Origin of the sequence: Rhodomicrobium vannielii ATCC 17100, assembly GCF_000166055.1 — a bacterium.
Lineage (GTDB): Bacteria > Pseudomonadota > Alphaproteobacteria > Rhizobiales > Rhodomicrobiaceae > Rhodomicrobium > Rhodomicrobium vannielii.
The window spans coordinates 3,263,752-3,282,814 of the sequence record NC_014664.1 but is presented as its reverse complement, the minus strand read 5'-3'; the positions used below and the strand labels follow the sequence as shown (position 1 = coordinate 3,282,814).

The 19,063-nt window shown below is 63.2% G+C and carries 16 protein-coding genes and 1 other RNA gene; 7 read left to right on the top strand and 10 right to left on the bottom strand.

Annotated elements, in window-relative coordinates; all coding sequences use genetic code 11:
* Positions 1-128: 128 nt before the first annotated feature.
* From RVAN_RS15175 to RVAN_RS15150, 6 genes are all read left to right on the top strand, one after another.
* Positions 129-1,295: a glycosyltransferase gene (locus tag RVAN_RS15175; RefSeq protein WP_013420594.1), complete on the top strand. Its 1,167-nt coding sequence runs from the start codon at positions 129-131 to the stop codon at positions 1,293-1,295.
* A complete protein-coding gene (gene hpnC / locus RVAN_RS15170; RefSeq protein WP_013420593.1) occupies positions 1,292-2,173 on the top strand; it encodes a squalene synthase HpnC in 882 nt (293 codons plus the stop codon). The genes RVAN_RS15175 and hpnC overlap by 4 nt, the downstream gene beginning before the upstream one ends.
* Complete coding sequence (hpnD, locus tag RVAN_RS15165; RefSeq protein ID WP_013420592.1) at positions 2,170-3,027, top strand: presqualene diphosphate synthase HpnD; 858 nt, start codon at positions 2,170-2,172, stop codon at positions 3,025-3,027. Before hpnC ends, hpnD begins: the two co-directional genes overlap by 4 nt.
* 2 nt (positions 3,028-3,029) lie before the next feature.
* Positions 3,030-4,355 (top strand): hydroxysqualene dehydroxylase HpnE, encoded by a 1,326-nt coding sequence (hpnE, locus tag RVAN_RS15160; RefSeq protein WP_013420591.1) that lies wholly within the window; start codon positions 3,030-3,032, stop codon positions 4,353-4,355.
* A gap of 4 nt (positions 4,356-4,359) precedes the next feature.
* The gene (shc, locus tag RVAN_RS15155) at positions 4,360-6,399 is read left to right on the top strand and encodes a squalene--hopene cyclase (RefSeq protein ID WP_013420590.1); all 2,040 of its coding nucleotides are present in this window, start codon (positions 4,360-4,362) and stop codon (positions 6,397-6,399) included.
* 442 nt (positions 6,400-6,841) lie between these two features.
* Positions 6,842-7,549 (top strand): phosphorylase, encoded by a 708-nt coding sequence (locus RVAN_RS15150; RefSeq protein WP_013420589.1) that lies wholly within the window; start codon positions 6,842-6,844, stop codon positions 7,547-7,549.
* A gap of 80 nt (positions 7,550-7,629) precedes the next feature.
* Here RVAN_RS15150 and hpnH read toward each other — a convergent pair whose 3' ends face one another.
* The 6 genes from hpnH to apbC all read right to left on the bottom strand — a co-directional run bounded on the left by hpnH (position 7,630) and on the right by apbC (position 13,309).
* Entirely contained in the window at positions 7,630-8,772 is a 1,143-nt protein-coding gene (gene hpnH, locus RVAN_RS15145) for an adenosyl-hopene transferase HpnH (protein WP_013420588.1), read from the bottom strand.
* 89 nt (positions 8,773-8,861) lie between these two features.
* Positions 8,862-9,818, bottom strand: coding sequence for a 4-hydroxy-3-methylbut-2-enyl diphosphate reductase (ispH, locus tag RVAN_RS15140; protein ID WP_013420587.1), 957 nt, complete (start codon positions 9,816-9,818; stop codon positions 8,862-8,864).
* Between the two features lie 486 nt (positions 9,819-10,304).
* Positions 10,305-10,883 (bottom strand): L,D-transpeptidase, encoded by a 579-nt coding sequence (locus RVAN_RS15135; protein WP_013420586.1) that lies wholly within the window; start codon positions 10,881-10,883, stop codon positions 10,305-10,307.
* Positions 10,884-11,162: 279 nt separating this feature from the next.
* Positions 11,163-11,717 carry an SspB family protein gene (locus RVAN_RS15130; protein WP_013420585.1) on the bottom strand — a complete coding sequence of 185 codons (555 nt, stop codon included), beginning with the start codon at positions 11,715-11,717 and terminating at the stop codon, positions 11,163-11,165.
* Positions 11,718-11,754: 37 nt separating this feature from the next.
* Positions 11,755-12,133, bottom strand: a transfer-messenger RNA (tmRNA) gene (gene ssrA, locus RVAN_RS19760).
* 84 nt (positions 12,134-12,217) lie between these two features.
* Positions 12,218-13,309 carry an iron-sulfur cluster carrier protein ApbC gene (gene apbC, locus RVAN_RS15125; protein ID WP_013420584.1) on the bottom strand — a complete coding sequence of 364 codons (1,092 nt, stop codon included), beginning with the start codon at positions 13,307-13,309 and terminating at the stop codon, positions 12,218-12,220.
* A 254-nt stretch (positions 13,310-13,563) separates the two neighbouring features.
* On the opposite strand from apbC, the gene RVAN_RS15120 reads away from it, so the two are divergent.
* Positions 13,564-15,423: a hypothetical protein gene (locus RVAN_RS15120; RefSeq protein WP_013420583.1), complete on the top strand. Its 1,860-nt coding sequence runs from the start codon at positions 13,564-13,566 to the stop codon at positions 15,421-15,423.
* A 118-nt stretch (positions 15,424-15,541) separates the two neighbouring features.
* Here RVAN_RS15120 and frdD read toward each other — a convergent pair whose 3' ends face one another.
* From frdD to frdA, 4 genes are read right to left on the bottom strand one after another with little or no spacing between them, the layout of a single operon-like run.
* Positions 15,542-15,913: a fumarate reductase subunit FrdD gene (frdD, locus tag RVAN_RS15115; protein ID WP_013420582.1), complete on the bottom strand. Its 372-nt coding sequence runs from the start codon at positions 15,911-15,913 to the stop codon at positions 15,542-15,544.
* Positions 15,913-16,311 carry a hypothetical protein gene (locus tag RVAN_RS15110; RefSeq protein ID WP_013420581.1) on the bottom strand — a complete coding sequence of 133 codons (399 nt, stop codon included), beginning with the start codon at positions 16,309-16,311 and terminating at the stop codon, positions 15,913-15,915. Before RVAN_RS15110 ends, frdD begins: the two co-directional genes overlap by 1 nt.
* On the bottom strand, positions 16,308-17,063 hold the full coding sequence (locus tag RVAN_RS15105; RefSeq protein WP_013420580.1) for a succinate dehydrogenase/fumarate reductase iron-sulfur subunit: 756 nt from the start codon (positions 17,061-17,063) through the stop codon (positions 16,308-16,310). Before RVAN_RS15105 ends, RVAN_RS15110 begins: the two co-directional genes overlap by 4 nt.
* Positions 17,056-18,840, bottom strand: coding sequence for a fumarate reductase (quinol) flavoprotein subunit (frdA, locus tag RVAN_RS15100; RefSeq protein WP_013420579.1), 1,785 nt, complete (start codon positions 18,838-18,840; stop codon positions 17,056-17,058). The genes RVAN_RS15105 and frdA overlap by 8 nt, the downstream gene beginning before the upstream one ends.
* Between the last annotated feature and the right edge of the window lie 223 nt (positions 18,841-19,063).

Sequence of the window (19,063 nt, the reverse complement as noted above, 5' to 3'; positions counted from 1 at the left end):
GCCGAGAAGACGAACAAAAACAATAGACTCCAAGCTCCTTTCTCTTCTATTCGAAGCGATGGGTACTTAGGGCGCATGCCGGTTGCAGTGGGGCACCGCGAGCGGCATGATAAAACAAGAGTCTGGGCATGACGGTCGAGTTGACTTTGGGTAGCGTCGCGCTTGCGGCGTGGGTATTTCTATTGGCCGCTCGCGGGGGATTCTGGCGAGCGAAAGTTCAGGAAGAGAAAGAGCGCGCATTCGCGCCCGCGACGTGGCCTTCGGTGACGGCCGTCATTCCAGCGCGGAACGAGGCCGACGTCATCGATCGATGCATTTCGTCGCTGCTGTCGCAGGATTATCCCGCGCGGCTGGACGTGGTTCTCGTTGACGATCAGAGCGACGATGGCACATCGAAAGTCGCGCGCAAGGCCGCCGAAGCGCTCGGCGCAAGCGACCGCCTCACCATCATTTCGGGCCAACCGCTGCCGCGCGGCTGGACGGGCAAGCTTTGGGCCGTCAACCAGGGCGTCGCGGAAGCTTCATCGCGGCCGCTTCCCTCGCGCTACATGCTCCTAACCGACGCCGACATCGCCTATGATCAGGGCGTGGTTCGTCGCCTCGTAGCCCGTTCGGAAGGGCGCGGCCTCGTCCTCAACTCGCTGATGGTCAAGCTCCGTTGCGAGAGCTTCGCCGAGCGTATGCTGATCCCGGCCTTCGTCTTCTTCTTCCAGATGCTCTACCCGTTTGCGTGGGTGAACCGCCGCGACCACCCGATGGCGGCGGCCGCTGGCGGCTGCATGCTCGCGCGGCGCGACGTACTCGAAGCGGCGGGCGGCATCCGCGCCATCCGCTCGGCGCTGATCGACGACTGCGCGCTTGGCCGCGCCATGAAACGCAAGGGGCCGATCTGGCTCGGGCTCACGAACAGCGTCCACAGCCTGCGGCCCTACCCTCATTTTGAAGACATCCGCAAGATGGTGGCGCGCTCGGCCTACGATCAGCTCAACTATTCGCCGCTGTTGCTCGCGGGCACCGTCATCGGAATGACGTTAACCTATCTTATTCCGCTCTGGCTCGCGGTTTTCGGCACCGGTCTTGCGCAAGCCGTAGGCGCGATAAGCTTTGTCTTGATGGTGGCGGCTTTCTGGCCGATTGTCCGCTTCTACAAGCTTTCGCCGTTGTGGTCGGCAGCGCTGCCCGCCATCGCGGTTCTCTACATGACGTTCACGGTCGACTCCGCGCTCCAGCAATGGCGCGGCAAGGGCGGCCTTTGGAAGGGGCGCGTTCAGGCGCAGCGCGCGGAGGCATCATGACGGCGGGTCCGGTCTGGGAAGCAGGCGAGAAGACGCATCGTGACGAGAATTTCCCGGTCGCGTCGTTTCTCGTGTCGAAGCGGCATCGAGCGCCGATCATGGCGTTCTACCGCTTTGCGCGCGCCGCCGACGACGTCGCCGACGATCCAAACCTTTCCGAAGACGAGAAGGTTTTCACGCTCGACGCGTTCGAGGCGACGCTGCTGGGCCAGACCGACGCCATCGCACATGCCGTGCCGCTGCGTGCTGCCCTCGCCGAGCGCGGGTTATCGCCGCAGCACGCGCAAGACCTGCTGATCGCGTTCCGCCGTGACGCGCGCCAGACGCGCTATACCGACTGGGACGACATCATGGATTATTGCCGCTATTCCGCCATGCCGGTCGGGCGCTTCGTGCTCGACGTCCACGGCGAAAGCCGCGACACGTGGCCCGCGAACGACGCGCTCTGTGCCGCGCTTCAGATCAACAACCACCTTCAGGATTGCGGCGCGGATTATCGCCGCCTCGACCGCGTTTACATCCCGCTCGATCAGCTTGAGGGGCGCGGCATCGCCGTGGAAGCGCTCGCCGCGCGGAAAGCCTCGCCCGCGCTGCTCGAAGTGATCCACCATCTTGCCGCGAAAACGGAAGCCCTCCTCGGCTCGGCGCAGCTTTCGCATGGCATCCGCGATACACGGCTCAGCCTTGAAGTCGCCGGTATCGAGCGGCTCGCGCGAAAGATCGTGCATCTCTTGAAGGAGCGCGACCCGTTGAGCGAGCGCGTGCATCTATCGAAAACTGCGTCCGCTTCGAACCTGATTGCGGCGGCGGGCCTCGAACTCGGTCGGCGGCTGTTCGCGCCGGTTACCGCTCAGCCTGCATTGCGGGGTGGCAAATGACCGCGACCGAAGTTCTGGACGACCTCCGGCATCCAGAGGATGAGGCGTCGAAGCGCGCGCTCGGCAGCTCGTTCTATGCCGCGATGCGCATCATGCCGCCCGGCCAGCGCGAGGCGATGTTCGAGATCTACTCCTTCTGTCGCGCGGTGGACGACATCGCCGACGACATCGAGGGAGACGCGGAGGGCCGACTTCGCAAGCTCGATCTGTGGCGGCGCGACATCGACGCCGTATATCGTGGCGAACCTGTGCGCGGGCTTACCGGGCTCGCCGTCGCCGTGCGCGACTTCGGACTAGAGCGCGAGGACTTCCGCGCCGTGATCGACGGCATGGAAACCGACGTGCACGGCCCCGTGCAGGCACCAACCTTCAACGACCTCGACCTTTACTGCGATCGCGTGGCGAGCGCTGTCGGCCGCCTGTCGGTGAAGGTGTTCCGCATGCCGGACCACGCTGGCCGCGAGCTTTCCGAACATCTCGGCCGTGCGCTGCAACTCACCAACATCCTGCGCGACCTCGACGACGACGCCGCCATCAACCGGCTCTACCTCCCGCGCGAATTCCTGGCCGACGAGGGCATCGAAAGCACCGCCCCCGACACCGTGCTCGCGCACCCGGCGCTTGGCGAGGTTTGCAATCGCATCGTCAAGCTCGCGCGCTGGCACTTCGCCGAAGCCGACCGGATCATGAAGGCGCACCCGCGTCGCATGGTGCGTACGCCGCGCGTGATGTCGGAAGCCTACAAGGCCATCCTCTCCGGCCTCATCAAGCGCGGCTTCAAACCGCCGCGCACGCGCGTCAAGCTTTCGAAGCCGCGCATCGTCTACATCGTCCTGCGCCACTGCATCGTCTAACAATGGATCAGGCCGACTCGACACAGACCCGCGACGAAGGCGGGACCGCGCAAGGTTTGCCCGAAGCGCCCGCAGCCGCGAGCAGTGGCGCGCCGCTCACGCATGTCATCGGCGCGGGGCTGGCTGGCCTGTCCGCCGCCGTTCGCCTCGCCGAGCGGGGCCACCCCGTCGCAGTCTACGAAGCGAGCATCCACGCGGGCGGCCGCTGCCGCTCCTACTACGACGCGACGCTCGATCAGGTGATTGACAACGGCAACCACCTGTTGCTGTCCGGCAATGACTGCGCCTTTCGTTATCTCGCGCTGATCGGCGGCGCGGCGAAGATGCACGCCCCGGCGAAGGCCGAATTTCCGTTCGCGGATCTCATCACCGGCGAGCGCTGGACGCTCAGCATCAATGACGGTCGCCTGCCGCTCTGGCTGTTCGACGCCAAACGCCGCGTGCCGGGCACGAAGCCGCTCGACTATCTCGGCGCGGCGCGTCTGATGTGGGCCGGCGCAGACAAAACTGTAACTGATGTTATCGCGCCCAAAGGCACGCTCTATGAGCGGCTCTGGCTGCCACTGATGATCGCGGCGCTCAACACGGACCCCGCCGAGGCATCGGCGAAGCTCGCGGGCACGATCATGCGCGAGACGCTGGCGAAGGGCGGCGAAGCCTGCCGCCCGCTCGTGGCGGAGGGGTTGTCTGCGGCGTTCATCGATCCGGCGCTCGACTATCTGCGCGCGCGGGGCCACAGCGTCACCTTCGGGCGGCGACTGAAGCGCATCGCCTTTGCAGATGGCCGCGTGACCGGCCTCGACTTCGGCGACGGCGAAATTCCGGTGGCAGACGGCGAAACGGTCATCCTCGCTGTGCCCCAGTGGATCGCGCCAACGCTCGTCCCCGGCCTTTCCGCGCCGACCGAGGTCCGTTCCATCCTCAACGCGCATTTCCGCATCGCGCCGCCGGATGGATTCCCGCCGCTGATGGGCGTCGTGGGCGGCACGATCGAATGGCTCTTTGCATTCGAAAACAGATTGTCTATTACGATCAGCGGCGCGGATCGACTGGTCGACCGTCCACGCGAAACACTCGCCGCCGATCTCTGGCGCGAGGTTGTTACAATTACGGGGCTTCCCGCCGAACTGCCTCCGTGGCAAATCGTCAAGGAAAAGCGTGCTACGTTCGCCGCTACCCCCGCTCAGGATGCCGTGCGCCCGGATGCGACAACGCAGTGGCGTAATCTTTTCCTCGCGGGCGATTGGACGCAGACCGGCCTTCCCGCGACAATTGAGGGGGCGATCCGCTCCGGCGAGCGCGCCGCCCTGTTGACGATGAGGGTTTAGAGTAATGATGGATATGACCGGCCGCAACGGCGCCGATTTCGCCGAAGGCAGCGCCGAGCGCTTCGATTTCGATCACGCCCATTTCGATCGCAGCCATGGCAGCCTCGCAGATCGCGCCTTCCTCCAAGAACGCATCAATGCCGCGTCGTCGGCCCTGCTCTCCCACCAGCGCGAAGACGGCCACTGGTGCTTCGAGTTCGAGGCGGACGCCACGATCCCGGCTGAATACGCGCTGCTCGTGCATTACCTCGGGGAAGAGCCGAACCTTGAGCGCGAGGCGAAGATCGCCACCTATCTGCGCCGCATTCAGGGCGAGCACGGCGGCTGGCCGCTGTTCCACAAGGGCGAGTTCGACATGAGCGCCAGCGTGAAGGCCTACTTCGCGCTGAAGATGATCGGCGACGACATCGACGCGCCGCACATGGTACGCGCCCGCGAAGCGATCCTGTCGCGCGGCGGCGCGGAGATGGCGAATGTGTTCACACGCATCCTGCTCGCGCTGTTCGGCGTGGTCACGTGGCGCGCGGTGCCGGTGATGCCGGTCGAGATCATGCACCTGCCGCGCTGGTTCCCCTTCCACATGTCGAAGGTGTCCTACTGGGCGCGCACGGTTATGGTGCCGCTGTTCGTGCTCGGCGCGCTGAAGCCGGTGGCAAAGAACCCGCGCCGCGTCTCCGTTGACGAGCTGTTCCATACGAACCCGAAGAAGGTCGGGCCGCGCCCTCGCGCCGAAGGCCAGAGCCGCGCGTGGTACACATTCTTCGCGGGCGTAGACGCCTGCCTGCGCGTGGTCGATCCGATGCTGCCGAAGCGGTCGCGCAAGAGCGCTATCGGCAAGGCCGTCACCTTCGTGAAGGAGCGGCTCAACGGCGAGGACGGCCTCGGCGCGATCTTCCCGGCCATGGCGAACAGCGTGATGATGTATGAGGCGCTCGGCGTGCCGGAGAACGACCCGGACCGCGCCATAGCCCGCTATTCCATCGAGAAGCTGCTGTTCGAGACGGAAAACGAAGTCTACTGCCAGCCCTGCGTCTCGCCGGTGTGGGACACCGGGCTCGCCGCGCATGCCCTGCTTGAGACGGGCGGCGAGGCCGAACGCGAAGCTGCGCAGCGCGGGCTCGAATGGCTGAAGCCGCTTCAGGTGCTCGATGTGAAGGGCGACTGGGCGGACCAGAAGCCCGACGTGCGCCCTGGCGGCTGGGCGTTCCAGTATGCCAACCCGCATTATCCCGACGTCGATGACACCGCCGTGGTGGCGCTGGCTCTCGACCGGGCCGCGCACCTGCCCGGCAGCCACGCCGACTCCGAACAGTCCGTCGCGCGCGCCAAGGAATGGGTTTCCGGCCTTCAAAGCAAGAACGGTGGCTGGGGTGCCTTCGACGCGGACAACACCTGCTATTACCTGAACAACATCCCGTTCTCGGATCACGGCGCGCTGCTCGACCCGCCAACGGTGGACGTCAGCGCGCGCTGCGTGTCCATGCTCGCGCAGCTCGGCGAGAAGCCCGACACCAACGCGACCATGAAGCGCGGCATCGATTATATCCTGTCCGAGCAGGAAAAGGACGGCTCGTGGTTCGGCCGCTGGGGCTCGAACTATATCTACGGCACGTGGTCAGCGTTGTGCGCCCTGAACGCGGCGGGCGTTGCGCATGAGTCCGCAGCGATGCGCCGCGCGGTGGCTTGGCTCGTTTCGATCCAGAACGAAGATGGCGGCTGGGGCGAGGACGGATCCAGCTACAAGCTCGACTACAAGGGCTATGAGAAGTCGCCCAGCACCGCATCACAGACATCGTGGGCACTGCTCGGCCTGATGGCGGCGGGCGAGGTCGATAATCCGGCGGTCAAGCGCGGTATCGCGTGGCTCGTCGCGAATCAGAATGAGGCGGGCACCTGGAAGGAAGAACGGCACAACGCGCCCGGCTTCCCGCGCGTGTTCTATCTCATCTATCACGGCTACTCGAAATACTTCCCGTTGTGGGCGTTGGCGCGCTATCGCAACCTCACGAGCGGCAACCGCGCGCCCGTGATGCACGGTATGTAGCAGCGGCGCGGCCGCTCAGCCGCGCTCGCTTTCGCTTCAAGCGGGGCGCGTCCATCTGCGGGCGCGCCGAATTTGTACCCTGGCTGCCCAAACAAACAGCGGGAGTCGCCCGCGATGGGGTGAGTCTGCGCGGAGTGCTGGGCATGGCGCTCGCCTTGCGGCGTCGCCGTTGCTACCAATCCGATAAACGCGAACGCACGAATTCGCGCGCGATCTTAACCTCATCTTCAAGGCTTCTTGCCCTCGCGCAAACTGTCGGCTAGCCTCGCTCGCACCGAAAGCGTTCTGCGCTTGCGGTGAATGATGTGTCCCCTGAGAAGATAGTCCGTTCGGCAAGGGGACGCTGGTTATGCCAATAACCGCGGGTGAACAACAAAGCCCGGTCTGAGTCTGAGCGGCTTTGCAAAAGGTAACGCGGCGACTTCGCTCTGAGGTGCTCTCAATGACAATGCTCGCCGAAAAACCCGTCCTCGTGGCCACGGGCATGGACTTCGAGGCGCGTCTCGCCGAGAAGCACGGCGGCGCGCTCGCCGTTTACGGGCAAAACCGACCGAAATTGCTCGACGGTTTGCACACGCATGCGCGGGCCGGTGTGCGTGGCCTCCTGAGCTTCGGCACGGCTGGCGGCCTGCTGCCCGCGCTGAAGCCTGGCGACATCGTCGTCGCAACGGCCGTGTTGACGGTGGACGGCGCGTTCGAGACGGACGCGCGCTGGACGCAATCGCTCCTGAACGCTCTGCCGCACGCCTATGCCATGCCGGTTTACGGCTCGGAAACGCCCATCATCTCGGCGTTCGAGAAGGAAGCGCTCGCATCGAACACAGGCGCGGCGGCGGTGGACATGGAATCGCAGGTCGCGGCCGCAGTCGCCGCTCATTATGCGCTGCCCTTCGCGGTTCTTCGTGTGGTGATCGATCCCGCCGACCGCGCCGTGCCGCTAAGCGCCATCGCCGGCGTGCGTGAAGACGGCACCACAGACGCCGTCGCGGTGCTACGCTCGCTCCTACGCCACCCGCGCGACATTCCCGGCATCATCCGCCTCGCGGGCGACAGCCAGAAGGCCAAGCAAGCGCTCGCCGACTGCCGGAAGACGCTGGGACCGCTTTTCGGTCTGCCGGAGCCGGTGGAAGTACCGCTACACACCGAGTAAGCCAGCGTCACCGGGCGACGCTGGAGACCCGGAGAAGGCAAACAGTTTCGCCTCGCGGGCTAGCCGCGAAGCGTCCGACGTTATTCGGCCGCCGAAAGACGCTGGGGCTTCTCTTCCTCATCCGCGATCCGCTTCATTTCCTGCTCGACATGAAGCGAATGCACATAGGTCGCGGGACGCTGATCCGCCATCGAGATTTCCGGCGCGAATGGGCCATCCGTGCGGATACCGGTCCACATGAGCTTGAGCATGCTCAGCGGGTTGGCGATGCTGGCATGCGCCGCCGTCGGCTCGTAGCCGCAATGCGCCATGCAGTTCGCGCACTTCTCGTAGCGGCCTGTGCCGTAGGAGTCCCAGTTCGTGGTCTCCATCAGTTCCTTGTAGGTGCGCGCGTAACCCTCGCCGATCAGATAGCACGGCTTCTGCCAGCCGAAGATGCTGCGCGTCGGCATGCCCCAAGGCGAGCAATGGAATTCCTGGTTGCCCGCGAGGAAGTCGAGGAACAACGGCGAGTGCGTGAACGTCCAGCGCTTGCCCTTGCCGAGCTCGAAGACCTTGCGGAACAGTTCCTTGGTCTTGCGACGGTTCAGGAAGTGCTCCTGATCGGGCGCGCGCTCATAGGCATAGCCGGGCGAGATCGAGACGCCGACGCCGAGCTCCTTGCAGAAGTCCAGGAACCGCGCGAGTTCCTTCGGGTCGTAACCGTCGAAAACGGTCGAGTTGACGTTGACCTCGAAGCCCTTCGCCTTCGCCAGGCGGATCGCATTGAATGCGCGGTCGAACACGCCCTTCTGGCACACGGACGCATCATGATGCTCGCGCAGGCCGTCGAGGTGCACCGAAAAGAAGAAATAAGGCGACGGCTCGAACAGATGCAGCTTCTTCTCAAGCAGCATCGCGTTTGTGCAGAGCGAAACGAAACGCTTCTGCGCGATGAGACCCTTCACGATCTGGTCGATCTCGCGATGGATGAGCGGCTCGCCGCCGGGGATCGCCACCATGGGCGCGCCGCATTCTTCCGCCGCGTCGAGGCATTCCTGCACCGACAGCCGACGGTTCAGGATCTGATCGGGATAATCGATCTTACCGCAGCCCGCGCAGGCAAGGTTGCAGCGAAAAAGAGGCTCCAGCATAAGCACGAGGGGGTAATGTTTCCGCCCCTTGAGCGTCTGCTTCAGAAGATAAGCCCCAATCCGTCTTTCCTTGAAAAACGGCAACACCATTGCACGCTGCTCCCACTAATGTCGCGCGAATGCGCGTCTCGGCATTTCGTTATGATCGAGAGAGGGACTTAGCCCCGATAAACTCGATCTCAAAGGGCGTGTAGCTGGACGGGGAGACGAAACTCCACGTTTTCTTCAACGCCTGGTAAATTTGTCACGTCGACCGGGCCAAGCTTTCGCAGGGCTTCGATCACGTCTTGAACCATCCCCTCGGGTGCGGAAGCTCCGGCGGTCAGGCCGACGATTTGCGCACCGCGCACCCAATCGGGTTTCAATTCGCTGCCATCCGCCAGCAGATAGCTCGGCACACCCGCCTCTTCGCCGATCTCGCGCAGACGGTTCGAATTCGAACTGTTCTTCGCGCCGACGACGAGAATAACGTCCGCGATCTTGGACAACTCGCGCACGGCCATCTGGCGGTTCTGGGTGGCGTAGCAGATGTCGTTCGTGCCGGGCCCTATGACGTCCTTGAAGCGGTCCTTGATCGCAAGAATGATCCCGCGAGTGTCGTCAATGCTGAGCGTCGTCTGGGTGATGTAGGCGACCGGCGTATCGCGCGAGACAGGCAGCGCCGCGACATCGTCTTCCGTCTGCACCAGATAAACCGTGCCGGGAATCTGGCCCATTGTGCCCTCGACCTCCGGATGTCCGGCATGGCCGACAAGAATGAGCGTGCGCCCCTGACCGAGGTATCGCTTGCCTTGCAGGTGAACCTTGGTAACGAGCGGGCAAGTCGCGTCGATGACGGGAAGGCCGCGCTCCTCGGCCGAAATCTCGACATCCTTGGCGACGCCGTGCGCGCTGAAAATGGTCACGGCACCTTCGGGGATCTCATCGATCTCATCCACGAAGCGGGCGCCCTTGGCCTTAAGGTCGTCGACGACGTGCTTGTTATGCACGATCTCATGCCGGACGAAAACGGGGGCGTCGTATTTTTCGAGCGCGCGCTCGACGATCGATATTGCGCGGACAACCCCGGCACAAAAACCACGCGGCTGAACCAGAACGACTTGTATGCTGCCATTAGCGCGAGCGAGTTTCTGCATCCCGGTCACCTCGTATCGATGACGTGGCCCATTTTCCACGCAAACCACTATAATTGCCTCTCGCCAACAAGCCGCTCGCACCCACCGTTCCGAAGCTGGCCCAATAAACAGTCGTTCGAATGACACTTTTGGGGAGTGCCTTTCCAGCAATCAAGATCAAACGCCCCTTTCAGTCAGGACGCCCCTGAATACTGTGATTTTCCAGCACCACAAGCACCTTGATCTGCATCTACCGCGCCAAGATGTGTTACCTAACAGGCGCACCCGCTGATAACTGTTGCAGTGATTATGCCGGATCCGCCGTATTTAAAGTCTAAACTCCACGCCCCTCGCCGGACAAACCCACCCAGAGTAATGTTCATTCACTGAACAAAGGCGAAAATTTGCCTAAGTCGACGGTGAATACGGGCCATGCAATTCTCGCAGGGTAACGAAAATGAAAAAGGCCGGCGGACCGGCCTTTCATCTCGCCATGATCAGCTTGAACTACATCGTCCTCATGCGGTCCCAGGTCACCACGACCTTCGCGCCAACTTTCGCACGGCGATAGAGATCAGCAGCGTCCTCGTTGTACATACGGATACAGCCGTGGGAAACCTGCTGGCCGATCAGCCAAGGCGCGTCCGTGCCGTGGATGCGGTACAGGGAGTCGCCGAGATACAAGGCGCGCGTGCCGAGCGGATTGCGCGGATCGCCGCCGGGCACGTAAGCCGGAAGCTTGGGATTTTCCCTGCGCATGTCGGCAGTTGGCGTCCAGGCCGGGTTTTCGCGCTTCTGGCTGACATAGCTCACGCCGGACCACTTGGCTTCCGCCTTCGGGATCGCGATCGGATAGCTATAGGCCACAGTCTTGGACTCGACGTAGTAGAGACGGCGATCGCCGAAGCTGACGATGATATCGCCCACATTATGGTTGCCATTGATCCTGACGACCTGGCGCCCCTGCGGGCTCATCGGACCGAAAAGGTCATTGAAGAAACTGTCGAGAAACGCAGCACTCGCATTCGTGGTAGCGATTGTCAGGGCAAGGCCCGCAACCGCGATTTTCATAATGAGGCGTGACATTCAAATCCCTCCGGCGTCTCACCAATCTCAACCTTCAACGAAGAAGCCTCAGCTTGCTCTCTCAACGGAGTAGCTCAGCCGCGGTTCCTCATCGCAAACGGCTTTTCGAAGGCCACAACTTTCGTTTGTGAGAACATAACCAACGGGAGGCTGTACGTCAGCCCCTAAACCGCCGCCTTCTTGCCGCTTTGCGCGAGCGATGTTGCGAAGATGACACGTACGGATGACTGGCCAATTAATATGAGCAGCCAGTCAAACAAATATTTCAACTGCCGCTGATCACTTTTTCCGGAACTTGTCCAGACTGACAACTTCAGCGGTCTTCCGATGCTTCTCGGCCGCATCGTCCTCATCCTCAGTCGCCTCGATGGCAATCTCAGGTTGAGAATTGTCGTGATGGGGAATGGCCTGAACCTCCTGCTCCGCGAGCGGAGAAGGAACGAGAGAGAGCCCCTCGTCGGCCTTGGCCAGTTCACCCTCGGACGCACGCAGGCCGAGCGCGAAGTGGACGCTCGGATCCTGGAAGATGCGCACCGCGCTGAACGGAATGACAAGCCGCTCGGGAATATTGTTGAAGGACAGCCGCACCTCGAAGCGATCCTCCGTCACCGCCAGATCCCAGAACTGGTGCTGGAGGACGATGGTCATCTCGGTCGGATATTGATCCTTGAGACGCTTCGAAAGACCGACGCCCGGAGAGCGCGTGTCGAACGTGATGTAGAAGTGGTGATCGCCCGGAATGCCGCGCTTCAGAACACGCAGAAGAACGGACCGGACGACCCCGCGCAGGGCTTCGAGCACGAGATCGTCGTACGGGATGGTGTCTTCGGGCATGTCTGCTTCTACAAGATAGGCCATGGGCCGTGAAGGAAGTGGCGGGCTTCTGTTGCCCGGCGCCCGCCAGCCGCGCCTAATAGCAGCTACGCCATCAGGACTTTAGTTCGGTGCAGTTACGCCGCAATCGCGACGGGACGAGCACCAGCATAGTTGTCATTCGCAACTATCATTTTGGCCCAAAACGGCGGTACCATGCCGAGCGAAAGACCACCTTTTACACCCTCGTCGATCCTATTTCGCCCCCATCAAAAGCCGTCGCCATTGCGGCGCAGGCATCGCCGTTAGACGGCTTGTGGTGGAGGCGCCGGGTACCGCCCCCGGGTCCGATAGGCTTATTACGATATCCATTTATCGCCATAGCTGGCGAACCAGCAAAGAGTAATATAGAACGTCTCCAGCCCGTTGGAAAGACGGCGGCGCAAGAATGTCGACATACGCAGCATGTATGTCACGCTTGGCGCGAAAAATCGCGCGCCCGGCACGCGAGCGGGGGCGTGTTATTCGATCACGATCTTTGGTCCCTTGACCGTGGCGGCGCCGGACAGGCCGCTCCAGATCGAAGCGGCGATCTCCCGGTAAAGCTTCGCATGCATCGATCCGGGGTCCGAGACGACGATGGGCCGCCCGGCGTCGGATGTTTCACGCACGGCCATGTGCAGCGGAAGCGCGCCGAGGAACGGCACGCCGAGCTTCCTGGCCTCGTTCTTCGCCCCGCCATGGCCGAAGATGTCGGACTGCTCGCCGCATTTCGGGCAGATGAAATAGCTCATGTTCTCGACGATGCCGAGCACGGGCACGTTGACCCGCTTGAACATCTCAAGGCCCTTGCGCGCATCGATCAGCGCCAGATCCTGCGGCGTGGACACGACAACCGCGCCGGCAAGCGAAGCCTTCTGCGCCATGGTGAGCTGCGCGTCGCCGGTGCCGGGCGGCATGTCGACCACGAGCACGTCGAGTTCGCCCCACGCCACATCGTTCAGCATCTGGGTCAGCGCCGATATGACCATCGGGCCACGCCAGATCATCGGCGTCTCCTCCTCGACGAGGAAGCCGATGGACATCGTCTTCAGCCCGAATTTTTCGATGGGGGCGAGGATATTGTCGCCGATCAGGTCCGGCTTTTCCGAAATCGCGAGAAGGCGCGGCACCGATGGGCCGTACACATCCGCGTCCAGGAGGCCAACCTTCAGGCCGTTCGCGAGAAGGCCAAGCGCGATGTTGACCGCCGTCGTCGATTTGCCGACACCGCCCTTGCCCGAAGCCACCGCAATGATGTGGCGAACACCGCTGATCCCGCGCCCGATGGCAGCGTCAGCCTGCTTCGCCGCCTCGCCTTCCTTCGCATCGGCCGTCAGAACCAAGGTCGCGCCAGCAACCCCCGGCAGCGCCCGCACCGTCTCTTCCGCCTCGCGCCTGACCGCTTCATAGGCGCGCGCGTCTCTCGGCGGGACGCTCAGCGCAAAATACACCTTGCCCTTCACGATGGCGATCTCGGACAGGATGCCCGCCGAGACGAGGTCCACGCCTCCAGGCGTTCGGACGCTCTTGAGGGCTGCGAGTACAGTTTCTTTTGTCGGAGTGTCGGGCATGGGAACCGCCGGCTGTTTGTGGATGGATTTTTTCTTAATCTAGGGTGCGCGGCAGCGACACGAAAGCGCCTTCCTTGAATCGCCGCGCAGAAAACGCCGCGAAGCTCTCCTTGGGAGGCGGTGCCAGCAGCCGCAAGCCGCCAGAACCGCCTTCACCAAACGTTCACTCACACAAAGTCCGCGTTCGATTTAAATTGTTTGACGTACTCCTCATATAAGATCGGCGCGTTGCTCAGGTTCTGGCGGGGAAATCGATGGCGCTTCCGGCTCAGCGTGACGGCTCCTATTCACCCCTGATGATCCTGCTCCTCGTGGGGCTTTCGATCCTTGCGTGGATATCGACCTATTCCGGCATGCTCTATCTGATCGAGGCGGGGTCGGGCGACATCGGGCTGGGCGCGAAGATCGCCATCGCGTTCGCGGTCCTCATGTTGCAGGGCATGATAATCTATATCCTCGACGCGCTTTTCTCCGGCCAACTCCGCTTTTCGCTCTACCCGCTCTACATCCTCGGCTATGTCGTCCTGTTCCTGATATCGGTGGCCTTCGCCTTCGGCTTCTACTGGCGCTTCCTCGAAGCAGGCGCGCAGACGGCGCAGGCGGCCGGTTCTTCCGTCTATCAGGTGCAGCGATCGCTTCAGAACGGCCAGAGCCGCCTCGAACTGCTGCAAACGGCGCTGTCGACGCTCGCCACCGTATCCTCGCAGAAGGCGCAGATCGAGCGGACGGCGGGCGGCACCTGCCCGGCGAGCCGCGCGGGTGACGGTCCACGCCGCCGCTTGCGCGAGAGCGATGCCCAGCGCTTCCAGTTCGCCAACGATCTGATCGCGTCGCGCACCGGCGCCGTGAAAACTGACGTCGCCGATCTCAATACCGATCTTCAGCGCATCCTGAAGAAAGATCCGGCCACCATCGATCCCGAAACCGGCACGCGCACTGCTTTTATCGAGGGCCTCGACCGCAAGCTCGGCCTCGTGACCGAACGCTTCAACGCGCTCAAGACCGATCCGCAATTCCGGCAGCTTCGCGACGAGCTTCAGGCGCGCGGCAGGCAAACATCATTCCCGGACGAGCGCGGCGGCATCTTCCCTTGCCCGGACGGCCAGCTTCAGACCGCGCTTAACGGCGTCGTGCGCTCTATCGACGAGCTTCCGCAGTTGCAAAAGCCGGAGCTTCGCTCGGTGGAGGGCTCCGAAGCCGTAACCGAGGCGTTTCGCAGGCTGTCGAACACCGCAACGGGGCTCGTATTCCACGGCAAGGCACCGCCGTCGCCCGAGCGCATCCGCGCCGAACAGGCCGCCAACCCATCGGCAACCGTAACTCAGGACGAGGCTGGCCTCAGCGACCGCGATTACATCCCGCTTCTGATCGCGATCTTCGTGGACGTGTGCATCCTGCTCGTTTCGATCAATCGACCGTTCGGCCCGTTCTTCAACCTCGGTCAGGATCTGGCGCGGGCGCAGGCGCGCGGGCCGATGCGTGGCGTCCTCAACACGTTCTATCGCGTGTTTCAGGATCAGTTCGACGCGCAGACTCCGCCGACGCCCGCCGAGCTAATCGCGCCGCTTCAGGATGTCGTATTCGATCACGGTGGCCAATATTACGCGGCCGTGCCGCTCGATTTCCGCGAGGAAAACTACGACCTGTGGGCACGCGCGCGAACCAACGCCCCAAGTTACGAGTCCTCGCGCGCGCTGGAGCGCTCGCGCTATCTCGCGGCCGTCTTTGCGATCCTCGAAGGCGAAAAGCTGGTGCGCCTGTTGGGTGTCGAGCGGCGCAGTCGTTTCCGCCGCGACGAGGTGGACGGGCTCGATGAGGAGGCTGTGCGCCGGAAGCTCGACCGGCAGGGCAGCATGTATGCGCAGGCCGACGCCTTCCGCATTTACCGCTTCCGTCCCGGCAAATGGGCGGAACTGCTGATCCAGACTGTTGGCAGCGTCTCGGCGCGGGCAGAGGAACGACGCGGCCTTCCGCTTTCGCTTCGGCGCCTGCCTTCCGAAGTCGCATCCGGCGCCGAGCAGAAGGCGCTTCCCGAGAACAACGAACCCTCGGCACTGCCCGGTAGCGACGTGGAGCCGCCCCGCCGTCTTCCCGATCGTTCGCGAGTCGAGTAGCGGCGGAGCGCGATGCGCCCGTTTGGGTGCGATCGGGCGCATAGCAGCTCTGATCGAATCTTGAGCAGACCGCCAGCGGACCAGTCGCCGCATGCATCCCGAAGCGGCAAAAGACCTTCTAAAACCCGATGGCCAGAAGAAGCCCCGCCGTCGCAACCGTCACCAACGCGGCAACCCCATAAGTCAGAAGCCGCCGCCCAGTATCGCTGAACACATGCATGTCCTTCAGCGTGAGGTAAAATCGCTCGGCCGCGTGCCAGAAGAACAGCGAGATCACGGCCCAGATTACCGCCTTGCCGAGCCAGTTTTGCGTGAACGCAAGCGCGTTTTCGTAACTCAGCGCGTCGGGCGCGATGCCGATGCCTTGCGGTGCAAGAAAACCGGTCACGAGGATCAGCCCGGCGCCGAACAGCGCCGACAGCGTGCCGCCCGCGCCGAACAGAAGCCAGAAAATCGGCGCGTTGCTGCGCTTTTCGGGTGCGTGCGGCATCAGAACGGCCTCCACAGAACGAATACGACAAGCGCCGTCGAGCAGACCACCGCGACTGATGTGCCCACCAGCGTGATGGTCCGTTGAGGCACCGGCGTGCCTCCGAGAATAAGCTTCGGCATCGTCTTCGGCAGGATCTGGAACCACGTGCGGACGTGCCAGAGCATGGCGATCAGCAGCGCGCCATGTAGCACCAGCGAGGCGGGCGAAGCGAGCCAGCCGCGCCAGGCGTCCCATGCCTCCAGGCCACGCAACAGCGCAACGAGACCGGACAGCAGCACGGCGGCGTATACCGCGATGGTCACGCCCGAAAGCTCGCGGATCGTGTAATGCCGGAAGGGCCGGTGCGCCCACCAGTCGCGGGGCATGGGGCGCATATAAGGGCGACGTTCGCTCATTTCGCGTCCCTCTTCTTCAGGAAGCGCAGGAAATAGTCGAGCGCTGTGTTCATCTTGTTCTGGTTGACGGCGTGCATCGGGTCTACGGCCTTGGGGCAAACATCGCTGCATGCGCCGACCGCCGTGCAACCCCACACGCCGTCCTCGCCATGCACCGCGTCGATGCGCAGCGCGCTGCCGCCATCGCGCGAATCGCCATCGTAGCGCTGGAGGATCGCCATTGCGGCCGGGCCGATGAACTTCGGGTTCTCGCCATATTGCGGGCAGGCGGCGTAGCACAGCATGCAGTTGATGCAGGCGCTGAAGTTTTCATAGGCGGCCAACTGCGCGGGCGTCTGATTATATGGCCCTTCCGAAACCGGCTTCGGATGCTTGGGGATGAGCCAGGGCGTGACGCTCTCGATCTTCTTCACGAAGTCGTCCACCGTCACCACGAGATCGCGCTCGATGGGGAAATGGTTCAGCGGCTCGACCGTGACGGGGCCCGGCGCGAGATCGCGCAGCAGCGTATGGCAGGCCAGTTTCGGCTCGGCATTTATCATCATGCCGCAGCTTCCGCAGATCGCCATGCGGCACGACCAGCGATAGGTCAGGCTACCGTCAACGGTGTCCTTGATCCACTGAAGCCCCTGCAAGACCGACATGTCGCTCGTGTACGGCACGGTGAAGCTCTGATGGTGCGGCCTCTCGTCCGTCTCCGGATTGTAGCGCAACACGCGCAATTCGATGGTCTTATCCGCGCGCTCAGTCATGCTTGTGCTTCGCTTCTTCGAGTTTGACGCCTGCTTCGCCATAAGCGCGCTGGCCGGGCGTGGATTTGGTGATGGTCACGGGCGCATAGGTGATTTCAGGCGCCGCGCCGTCGCGATAATGCGCGAGGCTGTGCGCCAGGTAACGTTCGTCGTCGCGGTTTTCGTAGCCGTCGAGCCGCTGATGCGCCCCGCGCGACTCCTTGCGCTCCAGCGCCGAGTACGCGATGGCCTCCGCGACGTCGAGCTGAAAGCCGAGTTCGATGGCTGTGGTCCAGTCGGTGTTCCACACGCGGGTATGATCGTCGAGCGTGACATCCGCATAACGCTTCTTGAGGTCGGCGAGCGTATCGCAGGTTTGCTGTGTCTCGTCGCCGAGTCGGTAGATGCCGCAACCGCGTTCCATCGCGGCGGTCATTTCGTCGCGCAACGCCGTGTGTCGTTCGCCTTTGCCCTGCCGGTTCAGAAGCGCCAGCGCCCGGCTTTCCGCCGCGCGCGCCTGATCGAGAAGACGGCCGGTGTCGCCATCCGAAGAGCCTTGCGCGAACGCCGCCGCCTGCTCGCCCGCCACGCGCCCGAACACCGAAAGCTCCGCGAGCGAATTTGAGCCGAGCCGGTTCGCGCCGTGAATGCCGACGCTGGAGCATTCGCCCGCAGCATAGAGGCCGGGCAGCGGCGCGGCGGTGCGGCCATCCACGAGAATGCCGCCCATCGTGTAGTGCACCGCCGGGCGCACCGGGATCGGCTGCTCCGCCGCATCGACGCCCATGTAATCCTTCGCGAGGTCATAGATTTGCGGCAGACGTTCGAGGATCTTGTCGCGGCCGAGATGCGTGAGGTCGAGCAGCACCGCTGCGCCATGCGGCGTCTCGACAGTGCGCCCTTTGCGCTCCTCGTGCCAGAATGCCTGGCTGAGCCGGTCGCGCGGGCCAAGCTCCATGAATTTGTTGCGCGGCTCGGCCAGCGCGGGGCCGAGGCCGTAGTCCTGCAAATAGCGATAGCCGTCCTTGTTGCGCAGGAATCCGCCTTCGCCGCGCGCACCTTCCGTGAAGAGCACGCCGCTCCCCGGCATACAGGTCGGGTGATACTGCATGAATTCCATGTCGCGCAGGGGCACGCCGTGACGGAAGGCTAGCGCCATGCCGTCGCCGGTGACTATGCCGCCGTTGGTATTCTGCGGGTAGACGCGGCCCGCGCCGCCCGTCGCGATGATGACCGCCCGTGCGGTGACGGCGGTGAATTCGCCGGTCGAGAGGCTGAGCAGCACCGCGCCTTGCGCGCGGCCATCGTCCACAAGGAGGTCGGTACAGAAGAACTCATCCAGCCGCCGGATGGCCGGGTACTTCATGGCTGTCTGGAACAGCGTATGCAGAATATGGAAACCGGTGCGATCCGCCGCGAACCAGGTGCGCGCGATTTTCATGCCGCCGAACCGACGCACGGCGATGTCGCCATCCGGCTTGCGGCTCCAAGGGCAACCCCAGTGTTCGAGCTGGATCATTTCCGGCGTGCAATGCTCGACGAAAAATTCCACCACATCCTGTTCGCAGAGCCAGTCGCCACCCGAAACGGTGTCGTCGAAATGCGCCTGAAGGCTGTCGGTGTCCTTCAACACGGCGGCTGAGCCGCCCTCCGCCGCAACCGTGTGGCTTCGCATCGGGTAGACCTTCGACACCAGCGCGATCGACAAGCCGGGTGCGGCTTCGGCGGCCGCGATCGCGGCGCGCAGACCCGCTCCGCCCGCACCAAGGATCAGAATATCGGCTTCGATGTGCTCCACTCGGAGTTCTCCCTCCTGCGCGGGGTACTTTCGGTCCGCGTTCGCTTCAAATGAAAATGATTGGCGACTAGATCAGTCTGCGCAAATCGAACTCGATTTGACGCGGAAAGTGATCGACAACTTTACAGCGTCATGCCTCGGCACAACGCTATGGAGCCGCTCACCGCGCCAATGGTCGCGGCCAAGATAACCGATCCGTGATGAAAGATCGTCGGTTCTGTGT

Excerpts from the sequence above, each read along its gene's own strand:
- hpnC (WP_013420593.1), top strand. The coding sequence starts at position 1,292 with ATGACGGCGGGTCCGGTCTGGGAAGCAGGCGAGAAGACGCATCGTGAC.
- shc (WP_013420590.1), top strand. The coding sequence starts at position 4,360 with ATGATGGATATGACCGGCCGCAACGGCGCCGATTTCGCCGAAGGCAGC.
- frdD (WP_013420582.1), bottom strand. The coding sequence starts at position 15,913 with ATGCCGCACGCACCCGAAAAGCGCAGCAACGCGCCGATTTTCTGGCTT.
- RVAN_RS15110 (WP_013420581.1), bottom strand. The coding sequence starts at position 16,311 with ATGAGCGAACGTCGCCCTTATATGCGCCCCATGCCCCGCGACTGGTGG.
- RVAN_RS15130 (WP_013420585.1), bottom strand. The coding sequence starts at position 11,717 with ATGCCCGAAGACACCATCCCGTACGACGATCTCGTGCTCGAAGCCCTG.
- ispH (WP_013420587.1), bottom strand. The coding sequence starts at position 9,818 with ATGCAGAAACTCGCTCGCGCTAATGGCAGCATACAAGTCGTTCTGGTT.
- RVAN_RS15150 (WP_013420589.1), top strand. The coding sequence starts at position 6,842 with ATGACAATGCTCGCCGAAAAACCCGTCCTCGTGGCCACGGGCATGGAC.
- RVAN_RS15120 (WP_013420583.1), top strand. The coding sequence starts at position 13,564 with ATGGCGCTTCCGGCTCAGCGTGACGGCTCCTATTCACCCCTGATGATC.
- hpnH (WP_013420588.1), bottom strand. The coding sequence starts at position 8,772 with ATGGTGTTGCCGTTTTTCAAGGAAAGACGGATTGGGGCTTATCTTCTG.
- hpnE (WP_013420591.1), top strand. The coding sequence starts at position 3,030 with ATGGATCAGGCCGACTCGACACAGACCCGCGACGAAGGCGGGACCGCG.
- apbC (WP_013420584.1), bottom strand. The coding sequence starts at position 13,309 with ATGCCCGACACTCCGACAAAAGAAACTGTACTCGCAGCCCTCAAGAGC.
- RVAN_RS15105 (WP_013420580.1), bottom strand. The coding sequence starts at position 17,063 with ATGACTGAGCGCGCGGATAAGACCATCGAATTGCGCGTGTTGCGCTAC.
- RVAN_RS15175 (WP_013420594.1), top strand. The coding sequence starts at position 129 with ATGACGGTCGAGTTGACTTTGGGTAGCGTCGCGCTTGCGGCGTGGGTA.
- hpnD (WP_013420592.1), top strand. The coding sequence starts at position 2,170 with ATGACCGCGACCGAAGTTCTGGACGACCTCCGGCATCCAGAGGATGAG.
- RVAN_RS15135 (WP_013420586.1), bottom strand. The coding sequence starts at position 10,883 with ATGTCACGCCTCATTATGAAAATCGCGGTTGCGGGCCTTGCCCTGACA.